This is a genomic window from Bradyrhizobium sp. SUTN9-2, assembly GCF_003122645.1.
Lineage (GTDB): Bacteria > Pseudomonadota > Alphaproteobacteria > Rhizobiales > Xanthobacteraceae > Bradyrhizobium > Bradyrhizobium yuanmingense.
The window spans coordinates 5,223,858-5,249,416 of record NZ_LAXE01000001.1 but is presented as its reverse complement, the minus strand read 5'-3'; the positions used below and the strand labels follow the sequence as shown (position 1 = coordinate 5,249,416).

The following is a 25,559-nucleotide window of genomic DNA, read 5'->3' as shown; positions in this document are numbered from 1 at the left end:
CGGAGGCACCCTCTCCCCAACCCTCTCCCGCAAGCGGGAGAGGGGGCGCACTTCTCGCGAGGCAACGATCACGCCTAACAACACCTCGCTCTATTCCTCGAACCCGTTCGGCATGCCCGCTTTCGCTAGCGCCGCGGCACGCGCCTTCGTCCAGCCTTCGAGGAACGCCTTGTCGTCCGACGGCGGATTGGACTTGCCGTAATCGGCCCAGGCGGCCGCCAGCACCTCCTGCCGCTTGATCAGCTGGTTGTTGTGTGCCTCCTGAGCATCGCTCCATTGGCCGGCCTCTTTCAACGCCTTCACCGCGCCGGGATGCACCGGCACCACCCAGTTCTTGGTCTGGCGGTTGGCCGCGAGTCCGCCGGCGCCGGGCGCGGAGTCCTTATAAGCGTCGTAGTTGACGATCATCGCCTTGGTGATCGCATAGACCTGGTCGGCCGGTTGCGAGGCGTAGGCGACGAAGATCGGGTAGGGATAATTGCCGAGCTCGATCGGCTTCTCCGGCGAGATGCCGGCACCGCAAGTCGCAAGCTGCGGGAAGAAGAACGAGCCGACCTTCTGCATCCGCGCCCAACCTTCCTTGTCCTTGGCGGGCAGCGGCGGCCAGATCAACCCGCGCGGCGAAGCCTCGGCCTCCTTGGCGGGACCGGTGATGGTGGTGCCGAAGGCGGCATCGACGTCGTTGTTGATCAGCCCTTTCCACATCGCGCCGTAGCTGGCGAATTCGACAGCCTTGACGTCCTTCTGCGTCAGCCCGGCGAAGGCGAGCACCGCGAGCGAGTTCTGGTTCAGCGCGGGTGAGCCGACCACGAAGCCGACGCGCTTGCCCTTGAGGTCCTTCAGCTCCTTCACGCCGGTGTCGGCGGCCACCGCAAGCGAGGCGCAATTGCAGTCGACGGTCGAGAGCAGGGTCTGCAGCGGCTGCGGACCCCATTCCTTCGAGCCGAACTCGAACACGCCTTCCTGCGCGAAGTAGGTGCCCGACCCCATCGCCGCGGAAACCGCGCGCTTGGCGCGCAGCGGCGCGAGGCGCGCGACGTCGTTGCCTGCGGGGAGCACGCGCACGTCGGTGCCGTACTTGTCCTTCATCATCTTGCCGACGCCGACCGCGATGTTGAATCCGGCGGTGCCGGTGTCATAGGCGGTGAAGGTCAATGTCGCCGGCAGCTTGATGTCTTCGGCGAACGAATAGCGTGTAGACGCAAAAGAAATGCCCGCCACCAGAGCAGGCGCGAGCACGAGCAGCCCACGAAGCATGTTTCCCTCCAATGATCTTCGCTTTGCCGCGAAGATTTTCATTCTTTGTTTGAAACAACGTTTTGTTTGAAACCGATCATGTCACCGCGATCAAGCGATGGCAACGCCATACAGCGCGCGTGGGAATGCGACTGACACATTGTCGCGGAAAAGACCGGATAAGACGCTCAGCTCGCGACGATCGCTATCGCCTGTCCCTCCGCAACGAAGTCATCGACCTTTACCAGAAGCGATGTGATGGTGCCGTTTGCGGGCGAGGGCACTGGGATCTCCATCTTCATCGCTTCGACCACCACAACGTCATCGCCATCCGCGACGGTTCCTCCAACTTGCACGGGAGTTGCGCAGATGCGTCCCGCGACCTCCGTGACGATCTTAATTTCTGGCATGCCATCGCCTTTTTGTTGTCGTCGCAAAATGCCTGAGGTAGCGTCGTCTGCAAGTGGAATTTAATTCCGCACAGCGGAACACAACGGTAGGGATCATGGGACGACGTTCGGAGCGGTTGAGCAGGCAAGGTGCGCTCGCTGGCGAAGCCGGTGAGGGTGATGTGATCCAGGTGGTGTCGCGCGCGTTCGACGTATTGCGATGCTTCGAGGGCCACGAGGCGCGACTCGGCAATCTCGAGATTTCAAATCGCTGCGGTCTGCCGCGCTCGACGGTATCGCGGCTCACGCATACGCTGACCCGCATGGGCCAGCTCGTGTATCTCCCGCGCGACCAGAAGTATCGCATCGGCCCCAGCGCGGTGGCGATGAGTGCTTCGATGATGAAGGGCGCGCAGCTGCGCAGCATGATTCGCCAGCGGCTGCAGGAAGTCGCCGAGCAGCTGCCGGGCACGGTCGGCTTCGTCGTCCCCGACCGCTTCCATCTCGTCTATCTCCAGTTCGCGCGTTCGGCGACGGCGCTCGGCTTGCACGAGGGCACCGGCAGCCGCATCTCGATGGCCTCGACCGCCGCGGGCGCGGCCTACACCGCGGCGCTCGCGCCGGAAGTCGGTGATGCCTTCGTCGCGGACATGGAGCGGGAAGCCCCCGAAGCTGCGAAGATTCTCAAGCCCCGCATCGAGGCCAACCGGCAGATGTTGCGCGAGCGCGGCTATGTCGTCGCCTGCGGCCTCTGGAGCCCGCACATCAACGGTCTCGCGGTGCCGATCTGGTCGCCGCAGTACCAGACCTTCGTGGTCATCACGATCGGTCTTCTGTCGGCGATGTATGACGAGCAGCGTCTGCACGACGAAGTCGCACCGCTGATGCTCCAGCTTGGCCGCTCGCTCGGCAGCCTGATGGAAGGCGCGGAAGGCGACGCCTTCAACAACCGCATCTCGCGCAAGCCGGTCGCCATGGCCGTGCACAACAATAACAAGCCGATCCATTCGGAGGGAGTGAATGAACTGGAAGCCGGAACTCGACGAGCTCGCCCGGCGCGAAGCCTTCGCGCGGGAGATGGGCGGCGTTGACAAGGTCAAGCGACAGCATGACCAGGGCCGGCTGACTGTTCGGGAGCGTATCGACAAGCTGATCGACAAAGGCAGCTTTCACGAGATCGGTGCCGTCTCCGGCATCGGTGAGTACGATTCCAGCGGCGATCTGAAGAAGCTCACGCCGGCTAATTGCGTGTTCGGCCGCGCGCGCGTCGACGGCCGCACATTGGTCGTGGTCGGCGACGATTTCACCGTGCGCGGCGGCTCGGCGGATGCGTCGATCTCGGCCAAGCCGCTGATGGCGGAGGAGATGGCGCACGATTTCCGGCTGCCCATCGTCCGCATCATCGAAGGCTCCGGCGGCGGCGGCTCGGTCAAGACCATCGAGACCAAGGGCGCGGCCAATCTGCCCGGCGGCATCGGCGGCACGCGCTGGTATCGCTTCACGACGGAGAATCTGTCGCGCGTGCCGGTGGTCGCGCTCGGCCTCGGCTCGGTGGCGGGCCTGGGCGCCGCGCGTCTTGCCGCCAGCCACTATTCCATCATGACGCGGAAGTCCGCGATGTTCGTCGCGGGTCCGCCGGTGGTGAAGGCGCTGGGGCAGGACCTTACCAAGGAGGAGCTCGGCGGCGCCGACATCCAGACCCGCGCCGGCGCGGTGGATCATGCGGTCGACACCGAGGAGGAGGCGTTCGCCTGCGCGCGGCGCTTCCTCTCCTACCTGCCGTCATCGGTCTACGAGCTGCCGCCGACCTTGCCCTGCACGGACAGTCCTGAACGCAGCGACGAAGCGCTGATGAACGCGGTGCCGCGCTACCGCAAGCAGGTCTACAAGATGCGGCCCATCATCGAGTCCGTCGTCGACAAGGGCTCGTTCTTCGAGGTCGCAAAAAACTTCGGCAAGCCGATCATCGTCGGCCTCGCGCGGCTCGAGGGCAGGGCGGTGCTGCTGCTCGCCAGCGATAGCTTCCACTATGGCGGATCCTGGACCGCGGATGCCTGCCAGAAAGTGGTGCGCTGGGTCGACTTCGCCGAGACCTTCCACCTGCCGGTCGTCTATCTCATGGATTGCCCCGGCTTCATGATCGGCCTCGATGCGGAGAAGGCGGCCACCATTCGCCACGGCGTGCGCGCCATGGCGGCGGTGAACCAGACCACGGTGCCCTGGTGCACCGTGATCCTGCGCAATGCGTTCGGCGTCGCCGGTGTCGTGCACCAGCCGGCCGACCGCTTCTCGATCCGCTATGCCTGGCCCTCGGCCTATTGGGGCTCGCTGCCGCTCGAAGGCGGCATCGAAGCCGCCTACCGCGCCGACATCGACGCGGCGGAAGACAAGGCGGCTAAGCTGAAGGAGATCGAGGAGCGGCTCAACAAGCTCCGCTCGCCGTTCCGCTCGGCCGAAAAATTCTGGGTCGAGGAGATCATCGATCCCAGGAAGACGCGATCGCTCCTGTGCGAGTTTGCCCGGCTCGCGGAGCCGCTGCGAAAGCCGGGGCCGCCGGAGAATATGACGATCAGGCCGTAGCATCCTTGTGCCAAGTCATGACGCTCGTGCCCCGACGCAGCGCGCCGCTGCCCTGGCGATGCGAAGCATCGTCCAGTTCAGCGGTGCGCTGCAGAGCCGGGGCCCATGCCACAGCGAATCTGGAGCTTCCTGGGCCCGGCTCAGCGCCGCAACGCTTGAAGCAGTGCGTCCGGGACACGAGGTGCGGCATCGACACAATCCAAGACACTTCCACGGCAAAACAATAACGCGCTAAGCTCCGCCAACAAGAACAAGAGGAAGCGCCAATCGTGTACGACTTCATCATCGTGGGCGGCGGCTCGGCGGGGTCCGTGCTGGCCCACCGGCTCTCCGCCAGGAGCGCCAACAAGGTCCTGCTCTGCGAAGCCGGTCAGGACACGCCACCCGGCAACGAGCCAGCCGAAATCAGGGACAGCTATCCCGGCACCGCCTATTTCGATCCGCGCTTTCACTGGACCGAGCTCAAGGTGACGACCCAGGTCGTCAGCCACAACAATCCCGAGGAGTCGCGGCCTCCTTTGCGCAAATACGAGCAGGCGCGCGTGCTGGGCGGGGGCTCGTCGATCAACGGGCAGATGGCCAACCGCGGCGCGCCGACCGACTACGATGAATGGGAGGCGCGCGGCGCCGAGGGGTGGTCGTGGGCTGACGTGCTGCCGTTCTTCAAGAAGGTGGAGCGCGACCTCGATTTCGACGGACCGTATCACGGCACGGACGGAAGGATCCCTGTTCGCCGCATCCCGCGCGAGCACTGGACGCGGCATTCGGAGGCGTTCGCGCAGGCCTTCCAGCAGGCCGGCCATCAATTCGTGGCCGACCAGAACGGCGAATTCGTCGACGGCTTTTTCCCGGTGACGCATTCCAATCAGGCCGAGCAGCGCGTCTCGGCCGCGATGGGGTATCTCGATCGCGACACCCGCGCGCGTGCGAACCTTGCGATTTCGACCAACACGCAGGTGCGAGAGCTGCTGTTCGAAGGCACGCGCTGCGTCGGCGTGAAGGCGATGGTCGACGGACGCGAGCAGGAATTCCGCGGGCGCGAGATCATCCTCTCCAGCGGCGCCATCCATTCGCCGGCGCATCTGCTCCGCGCCGGCATCGGTCCCGTCGGTCACCTCAAGGATCTGGGCATTCCCGTGCTGGCGGCCTTGCCGGGCGTCGGCCAGCGCCTGATGGACCATCCCTCGATCTCGCTGTCGTCGTTTGTTCGCCGCGGCGCGCGCATGAACGAGCACACCAGGCGTCACATGCAGCTCGGTCTGCGGTACTCCTCCGGGCTGCCTGATGTGCCCAAGGGCGACATGTTCGTCGTCGTCATCAGCAAATCGGCCTGGCACGCCGTCGGCGCGCAGATCGGCTCGCTCCTGACCTTCGTCAACAAGACCTATTCCGAGACCGGACAGGTCAAGCTCGCCTCGCGCGATCCCTCGGCAGAGCCGATCGTCGAGTTCAACCTGCTGTCCGACCGCCGCGATCTCGATCGCCTGATGAGCGGTTTCCGCAAGATGGCGGCGATCCAGATGAGCGAGGTGGTCAGGAAGGTGACGGACAAGCCGTTTCCGGCCGCCTATACCGATCGCGTCCGCAAGATCGGCGTGGTCAACACCAGGAACAAGATTCTCACCACGATCGCCGCGGCCCTGATGGACGGGCCGGCGGCGCTGCGTCACTACATGATCGACAATTTCGTCGTCGAAGGCTTCACCTTCGATCAGGTGATGAACGACGACGAGGCGCTGGAAGCCTTCGTGCGCAAGGCGACGATCGGCGTCTGGCACGCATCGTGCTCATGCCGCATGGGCCGCACTGAGGATCCGATGGCGGTGGTCGACAATCAGGGCCGCGTCAAGGGCGTGCAGGGCCTGCGCGTCGTCGATGCCTCGATCTTCCCGGTGGTGCCATGCGCCAACACCAACTTTCCGGTGTTGATGTCAGCGGAGAAGATCGCGGCCGCAATGATGCAATGAGCGGCAGCGAGTTCTGGCGATCCTGGCAGTGCGGGGAGGAGGAGCGCTGATGGATACTTGCCTCGCGCGGTCCGACTTGGTTGCATGCCGCCAGCTTGACGCGCTGATCGAGCATTCGAGCGCTGCGAGTTAATCATCTCAGGCGCTACGTGTAGGCTATGAGATCGTGCAGTCGTGGCGCGCGATCGCAGCCAGTTTCAGCCGCGCTTTAGGCCCATTTCAGCCAAACTGTTATTGGTCTCTTTGCCCGGGGCAGGGTCTCTCATTTGGAGTCCTGCAATGTTCAAGCGAGTATTTTCTGCGTGCGTCTTCGTTGCCCTGGGTTCTGTCGCTTCGGAAGCGCGCCCTTATCGCATTCATCAAGCTCCTGAATGCAACGTCACCATGCCCTGCGACTTCTCGTATTCGCAGACGCGACGCGAGCGGGTTGCCAGGCCCTCACTGGCTTCCAGATCTTCGCTGATTTCCAGGTCCACACTGCAAGCGTACCGCTCGACACAACTGACGGTGACTGATGCTGGGAGCACGACCACGCCGGCGGCCGTCTCCGGTGCCCACGGCGCTCGCATTGTCGGTGGCCGTCCGGCCGGTTGCCCTTCGTCGTTCTGCGGCTGCGGCGCGGCTCTGCGCGTGTTCGGCCGTATCGTGCCGGAATTGAATCTTGCGTCCAATTGGCTCCGCTTTCCCAGGACATCACCCGCACCGGGAATGGTTGCTGCGCGACGAGGACACGTTTTCGTCCTTGAACAGCACCTCGGAGGCGACGTCTGGATGGCCTATGACGCCAACTCGGGTGGGCGCGCGACGCGAATCCACGCGCGTTCGCTGCGAGGGTATACGATTGTCAACCCGCGCGGCGGCTCGGTGGCTTGAGGGCAGCGGATAGCGCTCCAAAAACGGCGGACGGGTCGCAACATCTTTGCGACCCGCCAACGCCGAACGCCGAGCCGATCACAGCCGGAGCACCTTGCCGGGATTCATGATGTTGTGCGGATCGAGCGCGCGTTTGATGGTGCGCATGATGTCGAGCTCGGTCTTGGAGCGGTAGTGGCTGAGCTCGTCGAGCTTGTCGATGCCGATGCCGTGCTCCGCCGAGATCGAGCCGCCCATGGAGGTGACGAGATCGTTCACGGCGCGCGTGATGGCGGGCGCGTATTGGTTCAGCGTCTGCTGGTCCATGCCCTTCGGTCCCATGAACGAGAAATGCAGATTGCCGTCGCCGATATGGCCGAGCGGATAGGGCCGGATGGTCGGGAGAATGTCGAGCACGGCCTTGAGGCCCTTGTCGATGAACTCCGGAATCCCTGAAATCGCCACCGACACGTCGAAACTGATCCCCGGTCCCTCGGCGCGTGAGGCCTCCGCCATTGCTTCGCGGATGCGCCACATGTTGCGCGATTGACCGAATGTGTGCGCGATCGCCGCATCCAGCACGCGGCCGGCCTCGAGTTGATCGGCGAGAAACTGCTCCATCTTGCCGGACATGCCCTCGGTTCCGTCCTGCCGCGGGCGCGCCGACGACCATTCCAGCAGCAGGTACCAGGGCGTATCCGCCTTCAGCGGATCCTGCGTCCCGGGAATGTGGCGCAGGGAAAGGTCGATGGCCGCCCGGCTGAGCAGCTCGCAGGAGCCGACATTGTCCTCGGATGCCGCGTGCGCCTCGGACAGGACTTCCAGCGCCGCGCGGGGATCGCGGATCGCCAGCCACGCCGTGCAGACGTCCTTCGGTGCCGGCCACAGCTTGAGCACGGCCTTGGTGATGATGCCCAGCGTCCCCTCGGCGCCCATGAACAGGTGCTTGAGGTCGTAGCCGGTGTTGTCCTTCTTGAGCGCGCGCAATCCGTCCCAGACCTCGCCATTCGGCAGCACGACCTCGAGCCCCAGCACGAGATTGCGGGCATTGCCGTAGCGCAGCACCTGCACGCCGCCGGCGTTGGTGGAGAGATTGCCGCCGATCATGCAGGAGCCCTGGGCACCGAGGCTCAGCGGCAGGAAGCGGTCGTGCTCGCTTGCGGTCTCCTGAAGCGTCTGTAACACGCAGCCGGCCTCGACCGTCATCGAATAGCCGACGGGATCGACATCCAGCACGCGGTTCATCCGGCCGAGCGACAGCACGATGCCGGTGTGCGCAGGCCAGGGCGTCGCCCCGCCCATCAGGCCGGTGTTGCCGCCCTGCGGCACGATCGCGACGCCGTGCTCGTGGCAGAGCCGGACCACTTTCGAGACCTCCTCGGTGCTGCCAGGGCGAACGACGGCGCCGGCGTTGCCGACCAGCAATCCCCGCCAATCCGTCACAAACGGCTGCTTGCCACGCTCGTCCTCGATCAGGCCTTTGTCGCCGACGATCGCGCGCAACGCATCGCGCAATGGTTCGGTCATGGGAGCGGTCGGGATGGTGGGCAGGGACGTCGGGAGCGGCATTTGTTTCCTCTGGCACATCTTTGTGTGTACTGAGCGCGCGAAGCGCCGCAGCCATTGTCCACGTTTAGGCTGCCGAGTCTAACGGCAATGCGCCACGCGTGTGGGAGTTTGGGTCGGCCTGACCGCTTGGAACGGTCCGCAGCAGCACGACGTTTGCTTCTCGGCACAACAGGAGAGCCGCATGGCGAAGGTTGACGAGGAGCTCATCCGGGTGAGAGCCCACCAGCTTTGGGAACTCGCAGGCAAGCCGGAGGGCCGCCAGGACGAGTTCTGGCGAGAAGCCGAGCGCGAATTATCAAACGACGCCGGCGCAAATGCCGAAGAATCCTCAAAGACTTTCACGGAGTAATCCGCGAGCGAACGGTCTGGCGCTATCGGGCTTCAACCAGCTGGCGGGCATTGGCCATGGCTGCGCCCGAAGCGGTGTTGTCGAAAATGCACCAGACCGACGCCGCCGCGCATCCGGCCAGCCGCACCTTGAGCGCCGCCAAGGCAGCCGCGTCATAGCTGGAATAATATACCCTCGGTGAACCGTGAAGCCGAAAATAGGCCAGCCCGGTCCAGCCGCCGGGCGCAGCGCCATTGGCGGCACGCGGTGGATCCGCGGCCACCCGCGCGACGCCTCGTTGCGCCAGCCAGTCGTCGGCCGGCCTGGTGAACCAGCTCGCGTGCCGTGGCTCGCAAACCACCGGCACCTGCCCCCCTTTCTGCAGCGCTATTACGAGCTTCCCGGCGCCGCGCCTTGCGAAGATTGTCGACGAAGGCAATTGCAGCAGCAGCACGCCGAGCTTTTGCCCAAGGCCGGAAATCTCCTCGCAGAACCGATCGACGTCCGCGCGATCGAACCTCAGCTCCGGCGCATGGCTGATCGATTGCGGGACCTTGACCGCAAAACGGAAGCCGGCCGGCACCGCAGCGCTCCATCGCTCATATGTCGTGCGCCGATGCGGACGATAGAACGACGTGTTGATCTCGGTGCAGTTCAGCACTGAGGCGTAGCGCTCAAGGTGGGAGCCCTCGGCCTTGAACGCATCCGCATGCTGGGACGGCACGTTCCATCCCGCCGTGCCAATCCGAAGGGCATGCTTGCGCGTCCGTCCAGGCCTGTCTGTCATCGCCACAGCATAGGAGGCATCTTTGCGGCGTGGTCATGTCGGAAGATTTGGCCCGCCTTCACGACACTGCGGGGCTCTGTTTCTTCTGTCAAACCGGAAGGCAGAAGACGTGGTTCCTTCTCACGCCATCGCCACTTGCGGCTTCGGCTGCCGCGACAGCGCCAGCACGATCAGGGCCGCGAACACGCAGAGCGCGCCGGCGATGAAGAAGGCGGGCAGGTAGCTCTGGTAGACTGTGCGCGAGAACCCCGCGCCGAACGCCGCGGCGCCGGCGCCGAGCTGATGGCCGGCGAATATCCAGCCGAACACCAGATTGGCGCGCTCGGGCCCGAACTTTTGCGCGGTGAGCCGCACCGTCGGCGGCACCGTCGCGATCCAGTCGAGACCATAGAACATCGCGAAGACCGAGAGGCCGTAGAAGGAGAAATCGCTGAACGGCAGGAAGATCAGCGAGAGCCCGCGCAGGCCGTAGTACCAGAACAGGAGCCAGCGATTGTCGTAGCGGTCGGACAGCCAGCCCGACATGATCGTGCCGAAGAAGTCGAAGATGCCCATCGCCGCCAGCAGGCTCGCCGCCTGCACCTGCGGGATGCCGAAATCGAGGCACATCGGGATCAGGTGCACCTGCACCAGCCCGTTGGTGGAGGCGCCGCAGATGAAGAAGGTCGCGAACAGGATCCAGAACGTCATCGACGTCGAGGCGTCGCGCAGCGTGCCGAGTGCAACGCCCGTGATCGAGCCGTGGCTGACGGGCGGCGCGGGCAAGGGTGCGGTGCCTTCGTCGCCGAACGGCCGCAGGCCGACGTCGCTGGGGCGGTCACGCATCGCGAGCAGCACGGCCAGCGCGGAAACACCGAGCATGATGCAGACGAGACCGAGCGCGAGGCGCCAGCCATAGCGCTCGGTGAGGCTTGCCAGCAGCGGCAGGAACACGAGCTGGCCGGTGGCAACGCTCGCCGTCATGATGCCGATGACGAGGCCGCGTCGTGCCGCGAACCAGCGCGTGGCGATGGTCGCGCCGAGCACCAAGGCCGTCATGCCGGTGCCGATCCCGATCACCACGCCCCAGAGGGCAATGAGCTGCCAGACCTCCGTCATGCCGAGCGAGAGCACGAGCGCCGAGACCACGATCAGCTGGGCGGCCAGCGTGACGTTGCGCAGGCCATAGCGGTTGAGCAGGGCGGCCGCGAACGGCGCCATCAGTCCGAACAGGATGAAGCGGATCGACAGCGCGGACGAGATCTCCGCCGTGCTCCAGCCGAACTCCTTCTGCAGGGGAACGATGAACACGCCGGGCGCGCCGACCGTGCCGGCGCTGATCAGCGCGGTGAGGAAAGTCACGCCGACCATCACCCAACCGTAATGAATGTTACGGCGGGACAGTGCTGCCGCGAGCCAGTTCGAGATCATTGGGCCTCAACATTGATGGGCAGGCCGAGACAGACCTGCGTCAGTCTAGAGAATGACACGGGATGTATCTGTCGCAAATGACAGAGTTCCCTCGTTTCCGGACGTCCGCGTCAGCGGCGTTCCACCGCGATGGCCGTGGCTTCACCGCCGCCGATGCAGAGCGCGGCGATGCCGCGCTTGAGGTTGTTGGCCTCCAGCGCATGCAGCAGCGTCACGATCAGCCGCGCGCCGGTGGCGCCGATGGGGTGGCCCAGCGCGCAGGCGCCGCCATTGACGTTGAGCTTCTCGCGGGGAATGCCGAGGTCGCGCTGCGCCGCCATCGCCACCACGGCAAAGGCCTCGTTGATCTCGAACAGGTCGACGTCGCCCGCGCTCCAGCCGACCTTGTCCAGCAGCTTGCGGATCGCCGGGATCGGCGCCGTGGTGAACCATTGTGGCTCCTGGCTATGGGTGGCGTGGCCCTTGATCTCGGCGAGAACAGGCAGGCCGCCCCGGTCGGCAAGCGCGCGCTTCGTCAGCACCAGCGCGGCGGCGCCGTCGGCATTGGCGGAGGAGGCGGCCGGCGTGATGGTACCGTTGGCGCGGAACGCCGGCTTCAATCCGGGGATCTTGGCGGGGTCGACCTTGAGCGGATGCTCGTCATTGGCGATCACGCGCGGTCCGGCCTTTTCGGTCAGCGTGATCGGCGCAATCTCGGCCTTGAACGCGCCGCCCTCGACGGCCTTGCGGGCGCGGCTCAGCGTCTCCATCGCATAGGCGTCCTGATCCTTGCGGGTGAATTGATAGGCTTCCGCCGTGGCTTCGCCGAAATCGCCCATGGAACGGCCGGTCTCGTAGGCGTCCTCCAGGCCGTCCATCATCATGTGGTCGATGATGCGGTCGTGGCCGACGCGATAGCCGCCGCGCGCCTTGGCGAGCAGGTAGGGCGCGTTGCTCATGCTCTCCATGCCGCCGGAGACGACGATGTCGGCCGAGCCGGCGCGGATGATGTCGTGCGCCAGCATGGTCGCCTTCATGCCGGAACCGCAGACCTTGTTGACGGTGGTGGCACCGGTCGCATCAGGCAGACCGGCGCTGCGTGCGGCCTGGCGCGCCGGCGCCTGGCCTTGGCCTGCCGGCAGCACGCAGCCCATGAAGACCTCGTCGACCTTCTCGGGCGCGAGCTTGGCGCGTTCGAGCACCGCACCGATTACGTGTGAGCCGAGCTTGTGGGCCGGGAGCGGCGACAACTCGCCCATGAAGCGGCCGAGCGGGGTGCGTGCGGCGGAGACGATGACGACGGGATCGGCGGCTTCGGCCATGACGAGAACTCCCTGGCGATGACGTGTAAGATGATGAACATCATATGATGCGGCGCAAAAAATGCAACCGCGGTTGGGATGAGAAAATGTCGTGGGTCGGATGAGATTTGGTCACTCCCTCGTCCGTGTCCCGGACGCGGCGCGACGTGCAACGTTGCGACGCAGAGCCGGGACCCAGATCGCGCCGACCTCATCGGTGCATGGGCCCCGGCTCAGCAGCGCACCGCCAAGCGGGCGCTGCGCTGCGTCCGGGGCACGGCAACCTGCATCCTACCGCTTCCGGTTCACAAACGCGCCCATCAGCCGCGTCGGCTCGTCCGTCAGGAATGACTCGCCGAACACTTTCACGCTCAAATTCACCGACTCGGTCAGCGGCAGTTCCTCCCATTGCCGCAGCAGCGCCTTTTGCGAGCGCAGCGCCTCGGGGCCGCATTCGAGCAAGGCCTTCACTAGATGCTCGACCTCGGCATCGAGCTCGCCGGGCGCAGCGACCTTGTCGACCAGGCCCCATGCCAGCGCCGTGGCTGCATCGATGTTCTCCGCCGTCATCACCAGCCAGCGCGCGCGGGCCCAACCGATCAGGCGCGGCAACAGCGCGGCATGGATCACGGAGGGGATGCCGACACGCACCTCGGGCATGCCGAAATGGGCATCATGCGCGGCGACGCGGAAGTCGCAGGCCGCCGCCACTTCGAGCCCGCCGCCGAGGCACCAGCCCGGCATGCGTGCGATGATCGGGGCAGGGAAGGCGCGCACCGCCTCGCAGAGATCGCGCAGGCGGCTGATGAAGGCCTCGGCGGATGTCTGGTCGAGCCCGGCCATCTCCTTGATGTCGGCTCCGCCGATCAGGCTCTTCTCGCTCTGTCCGCGCAGCACCACGACGCGGATGCTGCGGTCGGATGCGAGCTGCTGCAGGCCTTCGCGCACGGCGTCGGTCACGGGCGAGCCGAGGATGTTGAGCGGGCCGGCGTTGCAGATCGCGACATGAACGACGCCGCGCGCATCGCGCGTCACGCCGCAATGATTGTTGAGCATTTCCATCGTGGGATCTCGAAAGGTTTCGTGGACATGCGCGGGGCGCGCCGGTCGGGATCACTTCCGGGCCGAAACGTACGTCTTGTCAAGCGGCGGGGAGGGCGGGTTGCCAGCGTGAAGTCCGTGGCATAGTATGACGAATATCATCTAAAGAGGCTGCCATGACCGGTGACGATCAACCCGACCTGTTTTCGCCCGCGCAGAGGCGGGAACGCGTAGTGGACTGGCAGGTGCCTGCGCCGGTGGCGCGGGCGGCGATGGGCCTGTCGGGCATGGATGCCATGCTGGGCATCCGTGACGGCCGCCTGCCGCCGCCGCCCTTCGCCAAGCTGATAGGTTTCACCATGGCCGTGGTCGAGCCGGGCCGTATCGTCATGGAACTGCAGCCGCGCGAGGATCTCGAAAACACCATCGGTCTTCTCCACGGCGCGACCGCCGCGGCGCTGCTCGATACCGCGATGGGATGTGCCATCTCGACCCGGCTCGAGGCCGGACAAAGCTCGGTGACCCTCGATCTGAAGCTGACGTTTCTCCGCCCCCTGTCGGTTCGCTCGGGGCTGATCTCGGCCGAGGGCAAGATCATCAAGCTGGGGCGGCAGACCAGCTATACCGAGGGTTTCGTTCGCGACGGGAAGGGGGCCCTCGCGGTGCACGCAACTGCAACGTTCTCCATGATCGGAAGCAACTTGACATGAATTAATGCACCCATCGCGGCATTTGCGTGTTATGAGATGATCTCCGACATTCAATGAGATCCGCATGCGCTATTCCCGGGAACACAAGCAGGAAACCCACGATCGCATCGTGAAGAAGGCCTCGGTGCGGCTGCGGGAGAAGGGTGCCCACGGTATCGGCGTCGCCGACCTCATGAAGGAGGCGGGCCTGACCCACGGCGGCTTTTACGCGCATTTCGATTCCCGCGAGGCGCTGGTGATCGAGGCTTTTGCCTACGCGATGGACCGTTCGATGGAACACTGGCGCAAGCTCACCGGCGAGGTCGCTCCGGAAAAGCGGCTGGCGCTGATCGCGGAAAGCTATTTGTCCACGCTGCATCGCGACAATCCCGGTCACGGCTGCTCGATTCCCGCGCTGGGAGCCGAGATCGCCCGCGAGAGTCCGAAGACACGCAAGGCCTTTGCCGGCAAGCTGGATGAGATGATCGAGGCCCTGACCGACACCATCTCGAACATGCCGCGCAAGGCGGCACGCAAGCAGGCGATCGCGACGCTCGCGACGATGGCCGGAACCATGCTGCTGGCGCGCATCGCCGGCTCGAGCGAATTGTCCGACGAGATGCTGAAGGCCGGCCGGGACCACGCGCTCGAGGGAGCGAAGCGTGAGTCGAAAGTGGCGGCCGCGAAGAAGGCGAAACAGAACTAGGCGAGATGCCGTGTAGGGTGGGTTAGCCATGCGATTGCGCGAAGCGCATTCGCTTGGCGTAACCCACCACTGTGTTCGTCCGCGGAGACGGAAGAGGTGGGTTACGCCTTCGGCTAACCCACGCTACGAGAGCGGTGCTAACGCCCTGCAAACAACGCCCGCTCGCGCTCCACGATCTCGCTGATGTAATCCGCCACGGCCCTGATCCGCGCCAGGTCCTTACTGTCGGCGTGCATCAGCATCCAGAACGTCCGCGTGATCGAGATCTCTTCGGGCAGCACGGCGACAAGCTGCGGATAGTCGCTCGCCATGAAATGCGGCAGCACCGCGATGCCGAAGCCGGAGAGGGTGGCGTTGAGCTGCGCGATCAGATTGGCGCTGCGGAAGCGCGCCGAGATCCGCGGCGACACCTGCGGCAGATAGTCGAGCTCAGGCGTGAACAAGAGTTCCTCGATGTAGCCGACGAAGCGGTGCTGCGTCAGATCCTGCCGCGAGGCGATTTTCGGGAAGCGGTCGAGATAGGCGGGGGCCGCGTAGAGCCCGAGGCGGTAGTCGAGCAGCTTGCGCCCGACGATGCGACCTTCCTTCGGCATGGTCAGGCTGATGGCGATGTCGGCCTCGCGCTTGGAGAGGCTGAACAGCCGCGCGGTTGCTACAAGTTGCAAGTCGAGATCGGGATAGCGGTCCGCGAACGGCGTCAGCCGCGGCGCCAGGAAGGCGGTGCCGAACCCATCAGGCGCGCCGATCCGCACCGTCCCGGTCAGCCGCGCCACGGAGCCGCCGACCTGCTCCTGATTGGCAACAATGGTCGATTCCATGGCTTCGGCGCTGTCGGCGACGCGCTGGCCGGCCTCGGTGAGGAGGTAGCCGGTCTTGCGCCGGTCGAACAGCTTGGCCGAGAGGTGCTTCTCCAGCCGGTCGACGCGGCGGATCACGGTGGCATGGTCGACCCCCAGCTGTTTTGCCGCAGCCGACACCGAGCCGCCCCGCACGATGGCCAGCACGAAGCGAAAGTCGTCCCAATCGATAGCGCCTTGATCCAGCATTTTCGCACATCTATGGTGCATTATCTCAGACTTGAATCCTATAAAATGCAGGTCAATAGGATTTGTCAAAGCGACCACGCTCGGCCTGAAGGAGACCATTCCATGCGTTCAATCGGACATTTCATCGGTGGCAAGGAGGTCAAGGGCACCTCTGGCCGCACCGCCGACGTTTTCGAGCCGATGACCGGTGACGTTCAGGCCAAGGTGGCGCTGGCGTCCAAGGCCGAAGTCCGCGCCGCTGTCGAGAACGCGCGCGCGGCACAGCCCGAATGGGCCGCGACCAATCCGCAGCGCCGCGCCCGCGTCATGATGAAATTTGTGGAGCTGGTCCAGCGCGATTACGACAAGCTCGCCGAGCTGCTCGCGCGCGAGCACGGCAAGACCGTCCCCGATGCCAAGGGCGACATCCAGCGCGGCCTAGAAGTCGCGGAGTTCGCTTGCGGCATTCCGCATCTGATGAAGGGCGAATACACCGAAGGCGCTGGCCCCGGCATCGACATCTATTCGATGCGCCAGCCGCTCGGCGTCGTCGCAGGCATCACGCCGTTCAATTTCCCGGCGATGATCCCGATGTGGAAGTTTGCGCCGGCGATCGCCTGCGGCAACGCTTTCATCCTCAAGCCCTCGGAGCGCGACCCCGGCGTGCCGATGCTGCTCGCTGAACTCATGATGGAAGCGGGCCTGCCCGCCGGCATCCTCAACGTCGTCAACGGCGACAAGGAGGCGGTCGACGCCATCCTCGACGATCCCGACATCAAGGCCATCGGCTTCGTCGGCTCGACGCCGATCGCGCAATACATCTACGAGCGCGCCGCGCAGACCGGCAAGCGCTGCCAGTGCTTCGGCGGCGCCAAGAACCACGCCATCGTCATGCCCGACGCCGACATGGACCAGGCCGTGGACGCGCTGATCGGCGCCGGCTACGGCTCGGCCGGGGAGCGCTGCATGGCCGTTTCCGTCGCGGTCCCCGTCGGCAAGTCCACCGCCGACCGCCTGATGGAAAAGCTGATCCCGCGCGTCGAGTCGCTCAAGATCGGCACCTCGATCGATCCGTCGGCCGACTACGGTCCGCTCGTGACCCGCGAGGCGGTCGAGAAGGTCAAGAGCTACATCGACATCGGCGTCAAGGAAGGCGCGACGCTCGCCGTCGACGGCCGCGGCTTCAAGATGCAGGGCTACGAGAACGGCTTCTATCTCGGCGGCTCGCTGTTCGACAACGTCACCAAGGACATGCGGATCTACAAGGAAGAGATCTTTGGCCCGGTGCTCTCGGTGGTGCGCGCGCACGACTACAAGGAGGCGCTGGCGCTGCCGTCCGACCACGATTACGGCAACGGCGTTGCCATCTTCACCCGCGACGGCGATGCCGCGCGCGACTTCGCGGCCAGGGTCAACGTCGGCATGGTCGGCATCAACGTGCCGATCCCGGTGCCGATCGCTTATTACACCTTCGGCGGCTGGAAGAAATCGGGCTTCGGCGATCTCAACCAGCACGGACCGGATTCGATCCGCTTCTACACCAAGACCAAGACGGTGACTTCGCGCTGGCCGTCCGGCGTCAAGGAAGGCGCGGAGTTCTCGATCCCGCTGATGAAGTAAGGCTGTAGCCCAGCCTGTCATTGCGAGGAGCGTAGCGACGAAGCAATCCAGTATCTTTCCGCGGAGACGGTCTGGATTGCTTCGCTTCGCTCGCAATGACGAAAGAAAGAGCAGCCCGGCATGCAGTTCGCTCTGAATGAGGATCAGATCGCGGTTCGCGACATGGCATTGGCGTTTGCGGCCGAGAAGATCGCGCCGCACGCGCTGCGTTGGGACGAGGAGAAGTATTTTCCAGTCGAGGTGATGCGCGAAGCCGCCAAGCTCGGCATGGGCGGCATCTATATCCGCGACGATGTTGGCGGCTCCGCCATGACGCGGTTCGACGCAGCGCTGATCTTCGAGGCGCTGGCGACGGGCTGCCCGACCACCTCGGCCTTCATCTCCATCCACAACATGGCGAGCTGGATGATCGATGCCTTCGGTAGCGACACCCAGCGCCACCAATGGCTGCCGAAGCTCTGCACCATGGAGCTGATCGCAAGCTACTGCCTGACCGAGCCGGGTGCCGGCTCGGACGCCGCGGCGCTGCGCACGCGCGCCGTGCGCGACGGCGACCACTACGTCCTAAACGGCCAGAAGCAATTCATCTCCGGCGCTGGCGGAACGGATATTCTGGTCGCGATGGTACGTACCGGTGGCGACGGTCCCGGCGGCATCTCGACGCTCGTGATCGACGGCAAGGCGCCGGGTGTCTCCTTCGGCGCCAATGAACGCAAGATGGGCTGGAACGCGCAGCCGACCCGCGCGGTGATATTCGAGAACGCCCGCGTGCCTGTGGCCAATCGCCTGAGCGAGGAGGGCACAGGCTTCAAGATCGCGATGGCCGGCCTCGACGGCGGCCGTCTCAACATTACAGCGTGCTCGCTCGGCGGCGCGCAAGCAGCACTCGACAAGGCGCGCGCCTACATGAAGGAGCGCAAGGCGTTCGGGAAGCGGCTCGACGAATTCCAGGCGCTGCAATTCCGTCTCGCCGACATGGCGATCGAGTTGGAGGCCGCGCGCACCTTCCTGTGGCGCGCCGCCGCGGCGCTCGATCGCAAAGACCCCGACGCCACCATGCTCTGCGCCATGGCGAAACGCTTCGGCACCGATGTCGGGTTCGAGGTTGCCAACCATGCGCTGCAACTCCACGGCGGCTACGGCTACCTCAGCGAATACGGCATCGAGAAGATCGTGCGCGACTTACGCGTGCACCAGATCCTCGAAGGCACCAATGAAATCATGCGGCTCATCGTGGCGCGCAAGCTGATCGAGGGCGCGCGATGAGTGGGGTGGAAGAGGGCGATCTGGTCGCGCGCGTCGAAGGCGCGGCCGGCATCATCAGGCTCAATCGTCCCAAGGCGATCAACGCCGTGACGCTTGAGATGTTTCGCGACATCGACAAGGCGCTCGATCGCTTCGAGGCTGATCCTGCCGTTGCCGTGATCCTGCTGGAAGGCGCCGGCGAGCGCGGCCTCTGCGCCGGTGGCGACATCCGCACGCTCTGGGAAAGTTCCAAGGTCAATGGCGACCTCGGCAAGATCCTGTGGCGCGAGGAGTACATCCTCAATGCCCGGATCAAGAAATTTCCAAAACCCTATGTCGCCTTCATGGACGGCATCGTGATGGGCGGCGGTGTCGGTCTGTCCGCCCATGCCAGCCACCGTATCGTCACCGATCGGACCAAGCTCGCGATGCCCGAAGTCGGCCTCGGCTTCTTCCCCGATGTCGGCGGCACCTATCTGCTGTCGCATTCGCCGGGCGAGATCGGCACCTATTTCGGGCTGACCGGCCAGACCATGAACGGGCCGGACGCGATCCACGCGAAGTTTGCCGATTGGGTGGTGCCGGCCGTGAGATTGCCGGAGCTGCGCGAGGCGCTGACCAAGCTGCGGTCCGGTGCGACCGCAGCCGATGTCAGCAAGCTCATCGACGGCTTCGCCTCCGGCGAGACTGCGGGGCCGGTCGCCGCCAGGGAGCCGGTCATCGATGCGTTGTTCGGCTTCGACCGCATGGAGGACATTGTCGCTGCGCTGAAGCGCGATGGTTCCGAGTTCGCGCTGGCCACGCTGAAGACGCTGAACGAAAAATCGCCGCGCGGCATGGTGGTCACGCTGAAGCTACTGCGCCTTGCGCGCGGATCGAGCCTGGAAGAGTGCCTGGTTCGCGAATACCGCGCCGCGCTGGAGGTGTTTCGGAGCGATGATTTTCGCGAGGGCGTGCGCGCCGCCGTGATCGACAAGGACCGCAACCCGACCTGGTCGCCGCCGCGGATCGAGGATGTGACGCCGGAGGTGCTTGCGCCCTATTTCGCCGAGATCGGCGCGGACGAATTGAAGTTCAATTAACAACGCTGTAGCGGAGGAAACGACAATGGCGGCGATCGCATTCATCGGTCTCGGCAACATGGGCGGCCCGATGGCGGCCAACCTCGTCAAGGCCGGCCACAAGGTGGTGGCGTTCGATCTTGTCGAAGCCTCGCGCAATCAGGCCAAGACCGATGGCGCCAGCATCGCCGACAGCGCCCCGGCCGCGGTGAAGGGCGCCGATGTCGTCGTCACCATGCTGCCCGCAGGCAAGCATGTGCTCGGCGTCTGGAACGAGGTCGTGCCCGCCATGACCAAGGGTGCGCTCATCATCGACAGCTCCACCATCGACGTCGAAAGCGCGCGAGCCGCGCATGCGCTCGCCGCCAAGCACGGCGTGCTCTCGGTCGATGCGCCGGTCTCCGGCGGCACGGGCGGTGCCAAGGGTGCGACGCTCACCTTCATGTGCGGCGGCGAGGAGAAGGCATTTGCCGCGGCAAAGCCCGTGCTCGAGAACATGGGCAAGAAGATCGTGCATTGCGGCGGTGCCGGCGCCGGGCAGGCCGCAAAAATCTGCAACAACATGATCCTCGGCATTTCCATGATCGCGGTGAGCGAGGCCTTTGCCTTGGCTGAAAAGCTCGGGCTCTCGCATCAGGCGCTGTTCGATGTGGCCTCGACCTCGTCCGGCCAGTGCTGGTCGCTGACGACCTATTGCCCGGTGCCGGGCCCGGTGCCGACCTCGCCGGCCAACAACGATTACAAGCCGGGCTTTGCCTCCGCGCTGATGGTGAAGGACCTCACCCTGGCGCAGGATGCCGCCAAGGCTGCCGGCGCGGCGACGCCGCTCGGCAAGCATGCGCAGGAGATCTATCAGTCTTTCGACGCAGCCGGCCAGGGCGGGGTGGATTTTTCCGGAATTATCAAGCACGTTAGGAGTTTAGCCGGGAAAGCTTGATGACCACATTCCAGGAAGCACGCGCGTTCCTTCTGCAACACCGCACGGAATACGAGGCTGCGGTCAAAGGTTTCCGCTGGCCTGATCCGGTTCCTTTCAACTGGGCGCTCGACTGGTTCGACGCCGAGCTCGCGGCCAATGCGGACAGCAAGGATCGGCCCGCGCTCTGGATCGTTGATGCCGCCCAGGACAAGCAGACGAAGCTGTCCTTTGCGGCGCTGTCGCGCCGCTCCAACCAGGTCGCCAACTTCCTCCGCGCGCAGGGCCTCCGGCGCGGCGACCATCTCCTGCTGCTGCTCGGCAACGTGGTTCCGCTGTGGGAGACGATGCTTGCCGCGATGAAGCTCGGCGTGGTCGTCATTCCCGCCACGACGCTGCTGACCGCCGACGAGCTGCGCGACCGGCTCGATCGCGGCAAGGCAAGGGCAGTGGTCGCCGCGCAGGACCAGGTCGCGAAATTCACGAGCCTAGGCGCCGAGAATGTCGTTCGCATCGTCGTCGGCGCGGGCTCCGACGGTTGGCTGGCATATGACGAAGCAGCAAAAGCTTCCGAAAGCTTCGCGCCTGATGGTCCGACCAATGCCGACGATCCGATGCTGCTGTATTTCACCTCGGGTACGACAGCAAAACCAAAATTGGTGCGACACAGTCAGCGCAGCTATCCCGTCGGCCATCTCTCGACGATGTACTGGATCGGGCTGAAGCCCGGCGACGTCCATCTCAACATCTCCTCGCCCGGCTGGGCCAAGCATGCCTGGAGCTGCTTCTTCGCGCCGTGGAATGCGGGCGCGACCGTGTTCGTGGTCAACCAGCCGCGCTTTGATGCCAAGTCGCTGCTTGCCACCATCGGCCGCTGCGGCGTCACCACGCTGTGCGCGCCGCCGACGGTGTGGCGGCTGTTCATCCAGGAGAACCTCGCCTCGTTCAAGGTGGCGCTTCGCGAGGTCTGCGGCGCCGGCGAGCCGCTCAATCCCGAGGTGATTGATCAGGTGCAGGCAGCCTGGGGCCTCACCATTCGCGACGGCTACGGCCAGACCGAGACCACGGCGCTCGCCGGCAATTCGCCGGGCCAGCCGATCAAGATCGGCTCGATGGGCCGTCCGTTGCCGGGCTATCGCGTGCAGATCAGCGATGCCGACGGCCATCCCGCAAAGGAGGGCGAGGTGACGCTGGTGCTCGGCGCCGACCGCCCCGCCGGCCTGATGCAGGGCTATCAGGGCGACGACGGCAAATTGTCCGGCGCCGCAGGCGCGCTCTATCGCAGTGGCGACGTCGTATTCGCGGATGAGGACGGCTACTTGACCTTCGTCGGCCGCTCTGACGACGTCTTCAAATCCTCCGATTATCGCATCAGCCCGTTCGAACTGGAGAGCGTCCTGCTCGAGCACGAGCTGGTCGCGGAAGCTGCGGTGGTGCCGAGCCCGGATCCAATCCGGCTCGCGATCCCCAAGGCGTTCGTGCTGCTGACCGCGGGTGCAGAACGCTCGCCGGAAACCGCGCTATCGATCTTCAAGCACCTGCACGCGCGTCTGGCCCCGTTCAAGCGCATCCGCCGCCTCGAAATCGTCACCGAGCTGCCGAAGACGATCTCTGGAAAGATCCGCCGCGTCCAGCTACGACGGCTCGAACGCGACGACGATCGCAGCGATCCCTTGCGCGGCCGGGAATTCCGTGAGGAGGATTTTCCGGAGCTGGCGAAGACACGGAGTGAGACCTAAGTGAACGAAGTCTGGAAGAAGCCGCCTGTTACGCTCGAGGCCTATCAGGCCATGATCGGCAAGGAGATCGGCGTATCGTCGTGGCACCTGATCGATCAGCCCCGCATCGACAGCTATGCCGACGTGATCGAGGATCACCAGTTCATCCACATCGATCCGGAACGCGCGAAGAAGGAAACCGCGTTCGGCACCACCATTGCGCACGGTTTTCTCACGATGTCGCTGCTGTCGATCATGTCCTACGAGGTGATGCCCGTGATTGCGGGCACCACGATGGGCGTGAATTACGGCTTCGACAGGCTGCGCTTCATCTCGCCGGTGCGCTCGGGCAAGCGCGTCCGTGGCCGCTTCGTGCTGGCGGAAGCCAAGCTCCGCAAGCCGAACGAATTGCAGTCCCGCACCAACGTCACGGTGGAGATCGAGGGCGAGGACAAGCCGGCGCTGGTCGCGGACTGGCTTGGGTTGATCTATTTCGCTTGATCTGAGGCGTCGTTGCCGGGCTTGACCCGGCAACCCATCGCTGCTCAAAAAGCCACCCAAAGCGCGGTGTCACCCTCTCCCCTTGTGGGAGAGGGTGGCTTCGCGAAGCGAAGCCGGGTGAGGGGTTTCTCTCCGCGGACTCGCTTGTAGAAGCAAACCCCTCATCCGGCGCCGCAGCCGACGCTACGCGTCGGCGTCCATTTTAGGTACGGCGGCCGTAGGCCGCCTATGCCACCTTCTCCCACAAGGGGAGAAGGAAGAACAAGGACTTTACTCATGCCAATCAGGTTCGACGGACGCGTCGCCATCGTCACCGGCGCGGGCAATGGTCTCGGACGCGCGCATGCGCTGGGGCTGGCGAGCCGCGGCGCCAAGGTCGTGGTCAACGATTTCGGTGGCGCGCGCGACGGCACCGGAGGCTCGCTGTCGCCGGCCGAGGCCGTGGTCGAGGAGATCCGCAAGGCCGGCGGCATCGCGATGGCCGACGGCGCCGACGTCTCCAATTTCGAGCAGGTCACCGCCATGGTCGAGCGCGCTACCAAGGAGTGGGGCAGCGTCGATCTCTTGTGCGCCAATGCCGGCATCCTGCGCGACAAGTCGTTCGGCAAGATGGAGGTGGCCGATTTCCAGAAGGTACTCGACGTGCATCTCGTCGGCACCTTCTATTGCTGCAAGGCAGCCTGGGCCGGCATGCGTGACCGCAATTACGGCCGCATCGTGCTGACGACGTCGTCCTCGGGCCTCTACGGCAATTTCGGCCAGGCCAATTACGGCGCCGCGAAATCCGGCATGGTCGGCTTGATGAACGTGCTCGCCGAGGAGGGCCGCAAGAACGACATTCGCGTCAACATCATCTCGCCGACGGCTGCGACCCGCATGACGGAAGAGCTGCTGCCGCCGCAGGCGCTGCAGCTGATGAAGGCGAACGCGATCACCCCCGCGGTCGAGTACATGCTGAGCGAGGATGCGCCGACCCGCACCATCATGGGCGCCGGTGCCGGCTCGTTTGCGGTGATCAAGATTTTGGAGAGCGAAGGCATCAACCTGCCGGAGAGCGAGTGGACGCCGGATGCGATCGCCGCGCATTTCGCCGAAATCAGTGACATGTCGAAGGCGAGGGCGCTGCAGGGCGCGTTCGAGCAGACGCAGAAATACGTTGCCCAGGCTGCTGCGCGGGCGGGGATCAAGCTTTAAGCGCGGCATAATCTCAGTCTCAGTCGTCATGGCCGGGCTTGACCCGGCCATCCACGTCTTCGTATCCGCGAACATCGCTCTCGTGGATGCCCGGGACAAGCCCGAGCATGACGACCTTTGGTTTGGCACGCGGCTCGGCCTAAACTCACGCCATGACCATTACCGCCCCCCATATCGCCGTGATCGGCGCCGGTCCCGCCGGGCTGATGGCGGCGGAGGTGCTGGCGTCAGGCGGCGCCCGCGTCACTGTCTACGACGCGATGCCGTCGGCGGGACGCAAATTCCTGATGGCCGGCCGCGGCGGACTCAACCTCACTCACAGCGAACCGCTGCCGCAATTCATGGCGCGCTACCGCGAGGCCGCACCGAAGCTGCAGGCGGCGGTCGAGGCATTTTCGCCCGATGCGCTGCGTGCCTGGAGCGAGGCGCTGGGCGAGCCGACCTTTGTCGGCAGCAGCGGACGCGTGTTTCCCAGGGCGTTCAAGGCCTCGCCCTTGCTGCGCGCATGGCTGCGGCGGCTCGATGCCGCCGGCGTCCGCTTTGCGTTTCGCCATCGCTGGACCGGCTGGGACGGCGAGGGCCGGCTGATCTTTCAGGCGCCGAATGGCGTCACCGCTGTCGAAGCGAACGCAACGCTGCTCGCCCTTGGCGGCGCAAGCTGGCCGCGGCTGGGCTCGGACGGCAGCTGGGTCGACATCCTCGCCGCAAAGGGCATTGCTGTCTCGAAACTGCGGCCGGCCAATTCCGGCTTCACGGTCGCCTGGTCCAAAGTGCTCCGCGACCGTTTCGAAGGCCAGCCGCTCAAAGGCGTGGCGCTGACGATTGGCGCGCAAACGGTGCGCGGAGAGGCGATGATCACCCGCAGCGGTATCGAAGGCGGCGCGATCTACGCGCTGTCGGCCGAGCTGCGCGAGGCCGTGCTGAATCTCGGGCAGGCGACGCTGATGATCGCGTTGCGGCCCGACCTCGACGCCGCTGCACTGACCACGCGGCTGTCGGGTGTGCGCGGCAAGCAATCGCTGGCGAACTTCCTGCGCAAGGCGGCGCAGCTGTCGCCGGTCGGCATCGGCCTGATGCAGGAATCCGCCATCGCCTCCGGCCGGCCGCTGGCCGCGTTCTCGCCGGCGGAGCTTGCTCAGCTGATCAATGCCATTCCAGTTCAGCTCACCGGAGTGGCGCCGATCGATCGTGCGATCTCGACGGCAGGCGGAATTTTGTTCGACGAGCTCGACGAGCACTTCATGCTCCGCAAGCTGCAAGGTGTGTTCGTCGCCGGCGAGATGCTGGATTGGGAGGCGCCGACCGGCGGGTATTTGTTGCAGGCGTCGTTCGCGACCGGGGCTGCGGCCGGCAGGGGCGTGCTGGAGTGGGTCGCTCAATTGCAGAAATCGTAGGGTGGGCAAAGGCGCGAAGCGCCGTGCCCACCATCTTTCGCAGGCACGGCG

The 25,559-nt window shown here is 65.1% G+C and carries 23 protein-coding genes; 15 read left to right on the top strand and 8 right to left on the bottom strand.

Features of this window, described 5'->3' with window-relative positions:
- Positions 1–90: 90 nt before the first annotated feature.
- Together XF30_RS24430 and XF30_RS24425 are read right to left on the bottom strand one after the other, a co-directional pair.
- Positions 91–1,257: a TAXI family TRAP transporter solute-binding subunit gene (locus XF30_RS24430; protein WP_036001123.1), complete on the bottom strand. Its 1,167-nt coding sequence runs from the start codon at positions 1,255–1,257 to the stop codon at positions 91–93.
- A 167-nt stretch (positions 1,258–1,424) separates the two neighbouring features.
- A complete protein-coding gene (locus tag XF30_RS24425) occupies positions 1,425–1,646 on the bottom strand; it encodes a biotin/lipoyl-containing protein (RefSeq protein WP_109144075.1) in 222 nt (73 codons plus the stop codon).
- Between the two features lie 95 nt (positions 1,647–1,741).
- On the opposite strand from XF30_RS24425, the gene XF30_RS24420 reads away from it, so the two are divergent.
- The 4 genes from XF30_RS24420 (at position 1,742) to XF30_RS24405 (ending at position 7,045) form a co-directional block, all read left to right on the top strand.
- On the top strand, positions 1,742–2,716 hold the full coding sequence (locus tag XF30_RS24420) for an IclR family transcriptional regulator (protein WP_036034277.1): 975 nt from the start codon (positions 1,742–1,744) through the stop codon (positions 2,714–2,716).
- Positions 2,646–4,205: an acyl-CoA carboxylase subunit beta gene (locus tag XF30_RS24415; protein ID WP_109144074.1), complete on the top strand. Its 1,560-nt coding sequence runs from the start codon at positions 2,646–2,648 to the stop codon at positions 4,203–4,205. Before XF30_RS24420 ends, XF30_RS24415 begins: the two co-directional genes overlap by 71 nt.
- Before the next feature lie 269 nt (positions 4,206–4,474).
- A complete protein-coding gene (locus XF30_RS24410) occupies positions 4,475–6,172 on the top strand; it encodes a GMC family oxidoreductase (RefSeq protein ID WP_109144073.1) in 1,698 nt (565 codons plus the stop codon).
- 279 nt (positions 6,173–6,451) lie between these two features.
- Positions 6,452–7,045 carry a hypothetical protein gene (locus tag XF30_RS24405; protein ID WP_085974346.1) on the top strand — a complete coding sequence of 198 codons (594 nt, stop codon included), beginning with the start codon at positions 6,452–6,454 and terminating at the stop codon, positions 7,043–7,045.
- Positions 7,046–7,123: 78 nt separating this feature from the next.
- Here XF30_RS24405 and XF30_RS24400 read toward each other — a convergent pair whose 3' ends face one another.
- Positions 7,124–8,593, bottom strand: a complete 1,470-nt coding sequence (locus XF30_RS24400) for an FAD-binding oxidoreductase (protein ID WP_109144072.1) — start codon at positions 8,591–8,593, stop codon at positions 7,124–7,126.
- Positions 8,594–8,774: 181 nt separating this feature from the next.
- On the opposite strand from XF30_RS24400, the gene XF30_RS24395 reads away from it, so the two are divergent.
- Positions 8,775–8,942, top strand: a complete 168-nt coding sequence (locus XF30_RS24395; RefSeq protein ID WP_081494475.1) for a DUF2934 domain-containing protein — start codon at positions 8,775–8,777, stop codon at positions 8,940–8,942.
- Positions 8,943–8,964: 22 nt separating this feature from the next.
- On the opposite strand, the gene XF30_RS24390 is transcribed toward XF30_RS24395, so the two are convergent.
- The 4 genes from XF30_RS24390 to XF30_RS24375 all read right to left on the bottom strand — a co-directional run bounded on the left by XF30_RS24390 (position 8,965) and on the right by XF30_RS24375 (position 13,460).
- Entirely contained in the window at positions 8,965–9,708 is a 744-nt protein-coding gene (locus tag XF30_RS24390) for a DUF72 domain-containing protein (protein WP_051056846.1), read from the bottom strand.
- 120 nt (positions 9,709–9,828) lie between these two features.
- Positions 9,829–11,118 carry an MFS transporter gene (locus XF30_RS24385; RefSeq protein ID WP_109144071.1) on the bottom strand — a complete coding sequence of 430 codons (1,290 nt, stop codon included), beginning with the start codon at positions 11,116–11,118 and terminating at the stop codon, positions 9,829–9,831.
- Between the two features lie 110 nt (positions 11,119–11,228).
- Positions 11,229–12,419 (bottom strand): acetyl-CoA C-acyltransferase, encoded by a 1,191-nt coding sequence (locus XF30_RS24380; protein WP_109144070.1) that lies wholly within the window; start codon positions 12,417–12,419, stop codon positions 11,229–11,231.
- 270 nt (positions 12,420–12,689) lie between these two features.
- Positions 12,690–13,460 (bottom strand): enoyl-CoA hydratase, encoded by a 771-nt coding sequence (locus XF30_RS24375; RefSeq protein ID WP_109144069.1) that lies wholly within the window; start codon positions 13,458–13,460, stop codon positions 12,690–12,692.
- Between the two features lie 155 nt (positions 13,461–13,615).
- Here XF30_RS24375 and XF30_RS24370 point away from each other — a divergent pair, with 155 nt between their 5' ends.
- Both XF30_RS24370 and XF30_RS24365 read left to right on the top strand, forming a co-directional pair.
- The gene (locus XF30_RS24370; protein ID WP_192893237.1) at positions 13,616–14,149 is read left to right on the top strand and encodes a PaaI family thioesterase; all 534 of its coding nucleotides are present in this window, start codon (positions 13,616–13,618) and stop codon (positions 14,147–14,149) included.
- Between the two features lie 64 nt (positions 14,150–14,213).
- Positions 14,214–14,834 carry a TetR/AcrR family transcriptional regulator gene (locus XF30_RS24365; RefSeq protein WP_036022516.1) on the top strand — a complete coding sequence of 207 codons (621 nt, stop codon included), beginning with the start codon at positions 14,214–14,216 and terminating at the stop codon, positions 14,832–14,834.
- Positions 14,835–14,971: 137 nt separating this feature from the next.
- On the opposite strand, the gene XF30_RS24360 is transcribed toward XF30_RS24365, so the two are convergent.
- The gene (locus XF30_RS24360) at positions 14,972–15,880 is read right to left on the bottom strand and encodes a LysR family transcriptional regulator (RefSeq protein WP_036001074.1); all 909 of its coding nucleotides are present in this window, start codon (positions 15,878–15,880) and stop codon (positions 14,972–14,974) included.
- Positions 15,881–15,982: 102 nt separating this feature from the next.
- On the opposite strand from XF30_RS24360, the gene XF30_RS24355 reads away from it, so the two are divergent.
- The 8 genes from XF30_RS24355 (at position 15,983) to XF30_RS24320 (ending at position 25,508) form a co-directional block, all read left to right on the top strand.
- A complete protein-coding gene (locus XF30_RS24355) occupies positions 15,983–17,479 on the top strand; it encodes a CoA-acylating methylmalonate-semialdehyde dehydrogenase (protein ID WP_036001072.1) in 1,497 nt (498 codons plus the stop codon).
- A 120-nt stretch (positions 17,480–17,599) separates the two neighbouring features.
- Positions 17,600–18,745 carry an isobutyryl-CoA dehydrogenase gene (locus XF30_RS24350; RefSeq protein ID WP_109144067.1) on the top strand — a complete coding sequence of 382 codons (1,146 nt, stop codon included), beginning with the start codon at positions 17,600–17,602 and terminating at the stop codon, positions 18,743–18,745.
- Positions 18,742–19,806, top strand: a complete 1,065-nt coding sequence (locus XF30_RS24345) for an enoyl-CoA hydratase/isomerase family protein (RefSeq protein ID WP_109144066.1) — start codon at positions 18,742–18,744, stop codon at positions 19,804–19,806. The genes XF30_RS24350 and XF30_RS24345 overlap by 4 nt, the downstream gene beginning before the upstream one ends.
- Before the next feature lie 25 nt (positions 19,807–19,831).
- Positions 19,832–20,722 (top strand): 3-hydroxyisobutyrate dehydrogenase, encoded by an 891-nt coding sequence (gene mmsB / locus XF30_RS24340; protein WP_109144065.1) that lies wholly within the window; start codon positions 19,832–19,834, stop codon positions 20,720–20,722.
- Entirely contained in the window at positions 20,722–22,440 is a 1,719-nt protein-coding gene (locus XF30_RS24335; RefSeq protein WP_109144064.1) for an AMP-binding protein, read from the top strand. The genes mmsB and XF30_RS24335 overlap by 1 nt, the downstream gene beginning before the upstream one ends.
- On the top strand, positions 22,441–22,920 hold the full coding sequence (locus XF30_RS24330; RefSeq protein WP_109144063.1) for a MaoC family dehydratase: 480 nt from the start codon (positions 22,441–22,443) through the stop codon (positions 22,918–22,920). It abuts the gene before it with no gap.
- Between the two features lie 276 nt (positions 22,921–23,196).
- Positions 23,197–24,114 carry an SDR family NAD(P)-dependent oxidoreductase gene (locus XF30_RS24325; protein ID WP_036022527.1) on the top strand — a complete coding sequence of 306 codons (918 nt, stop codon included), beginning with the start codon at positions 23,197–23,199 and terminating at the stop codon, positions 24,112–24,114.
- A 152-nt stretch (positions 24,115–24,266) separates the two neighbouring features.
- A complete protein-coding gene (locus XF30_RS24320; protein ID WP_109144062.1) occupies positions 24,267–25,508 on the top strand; it encodes a BaiN/RdsA family NAD(P)/FAD-dependent oxidoreductase in 1,242 nt (413 codons plus the stop codon).
- The last annotated feature ends 51 nt before the right edge of the window (positions 25,509–25,559 follow it).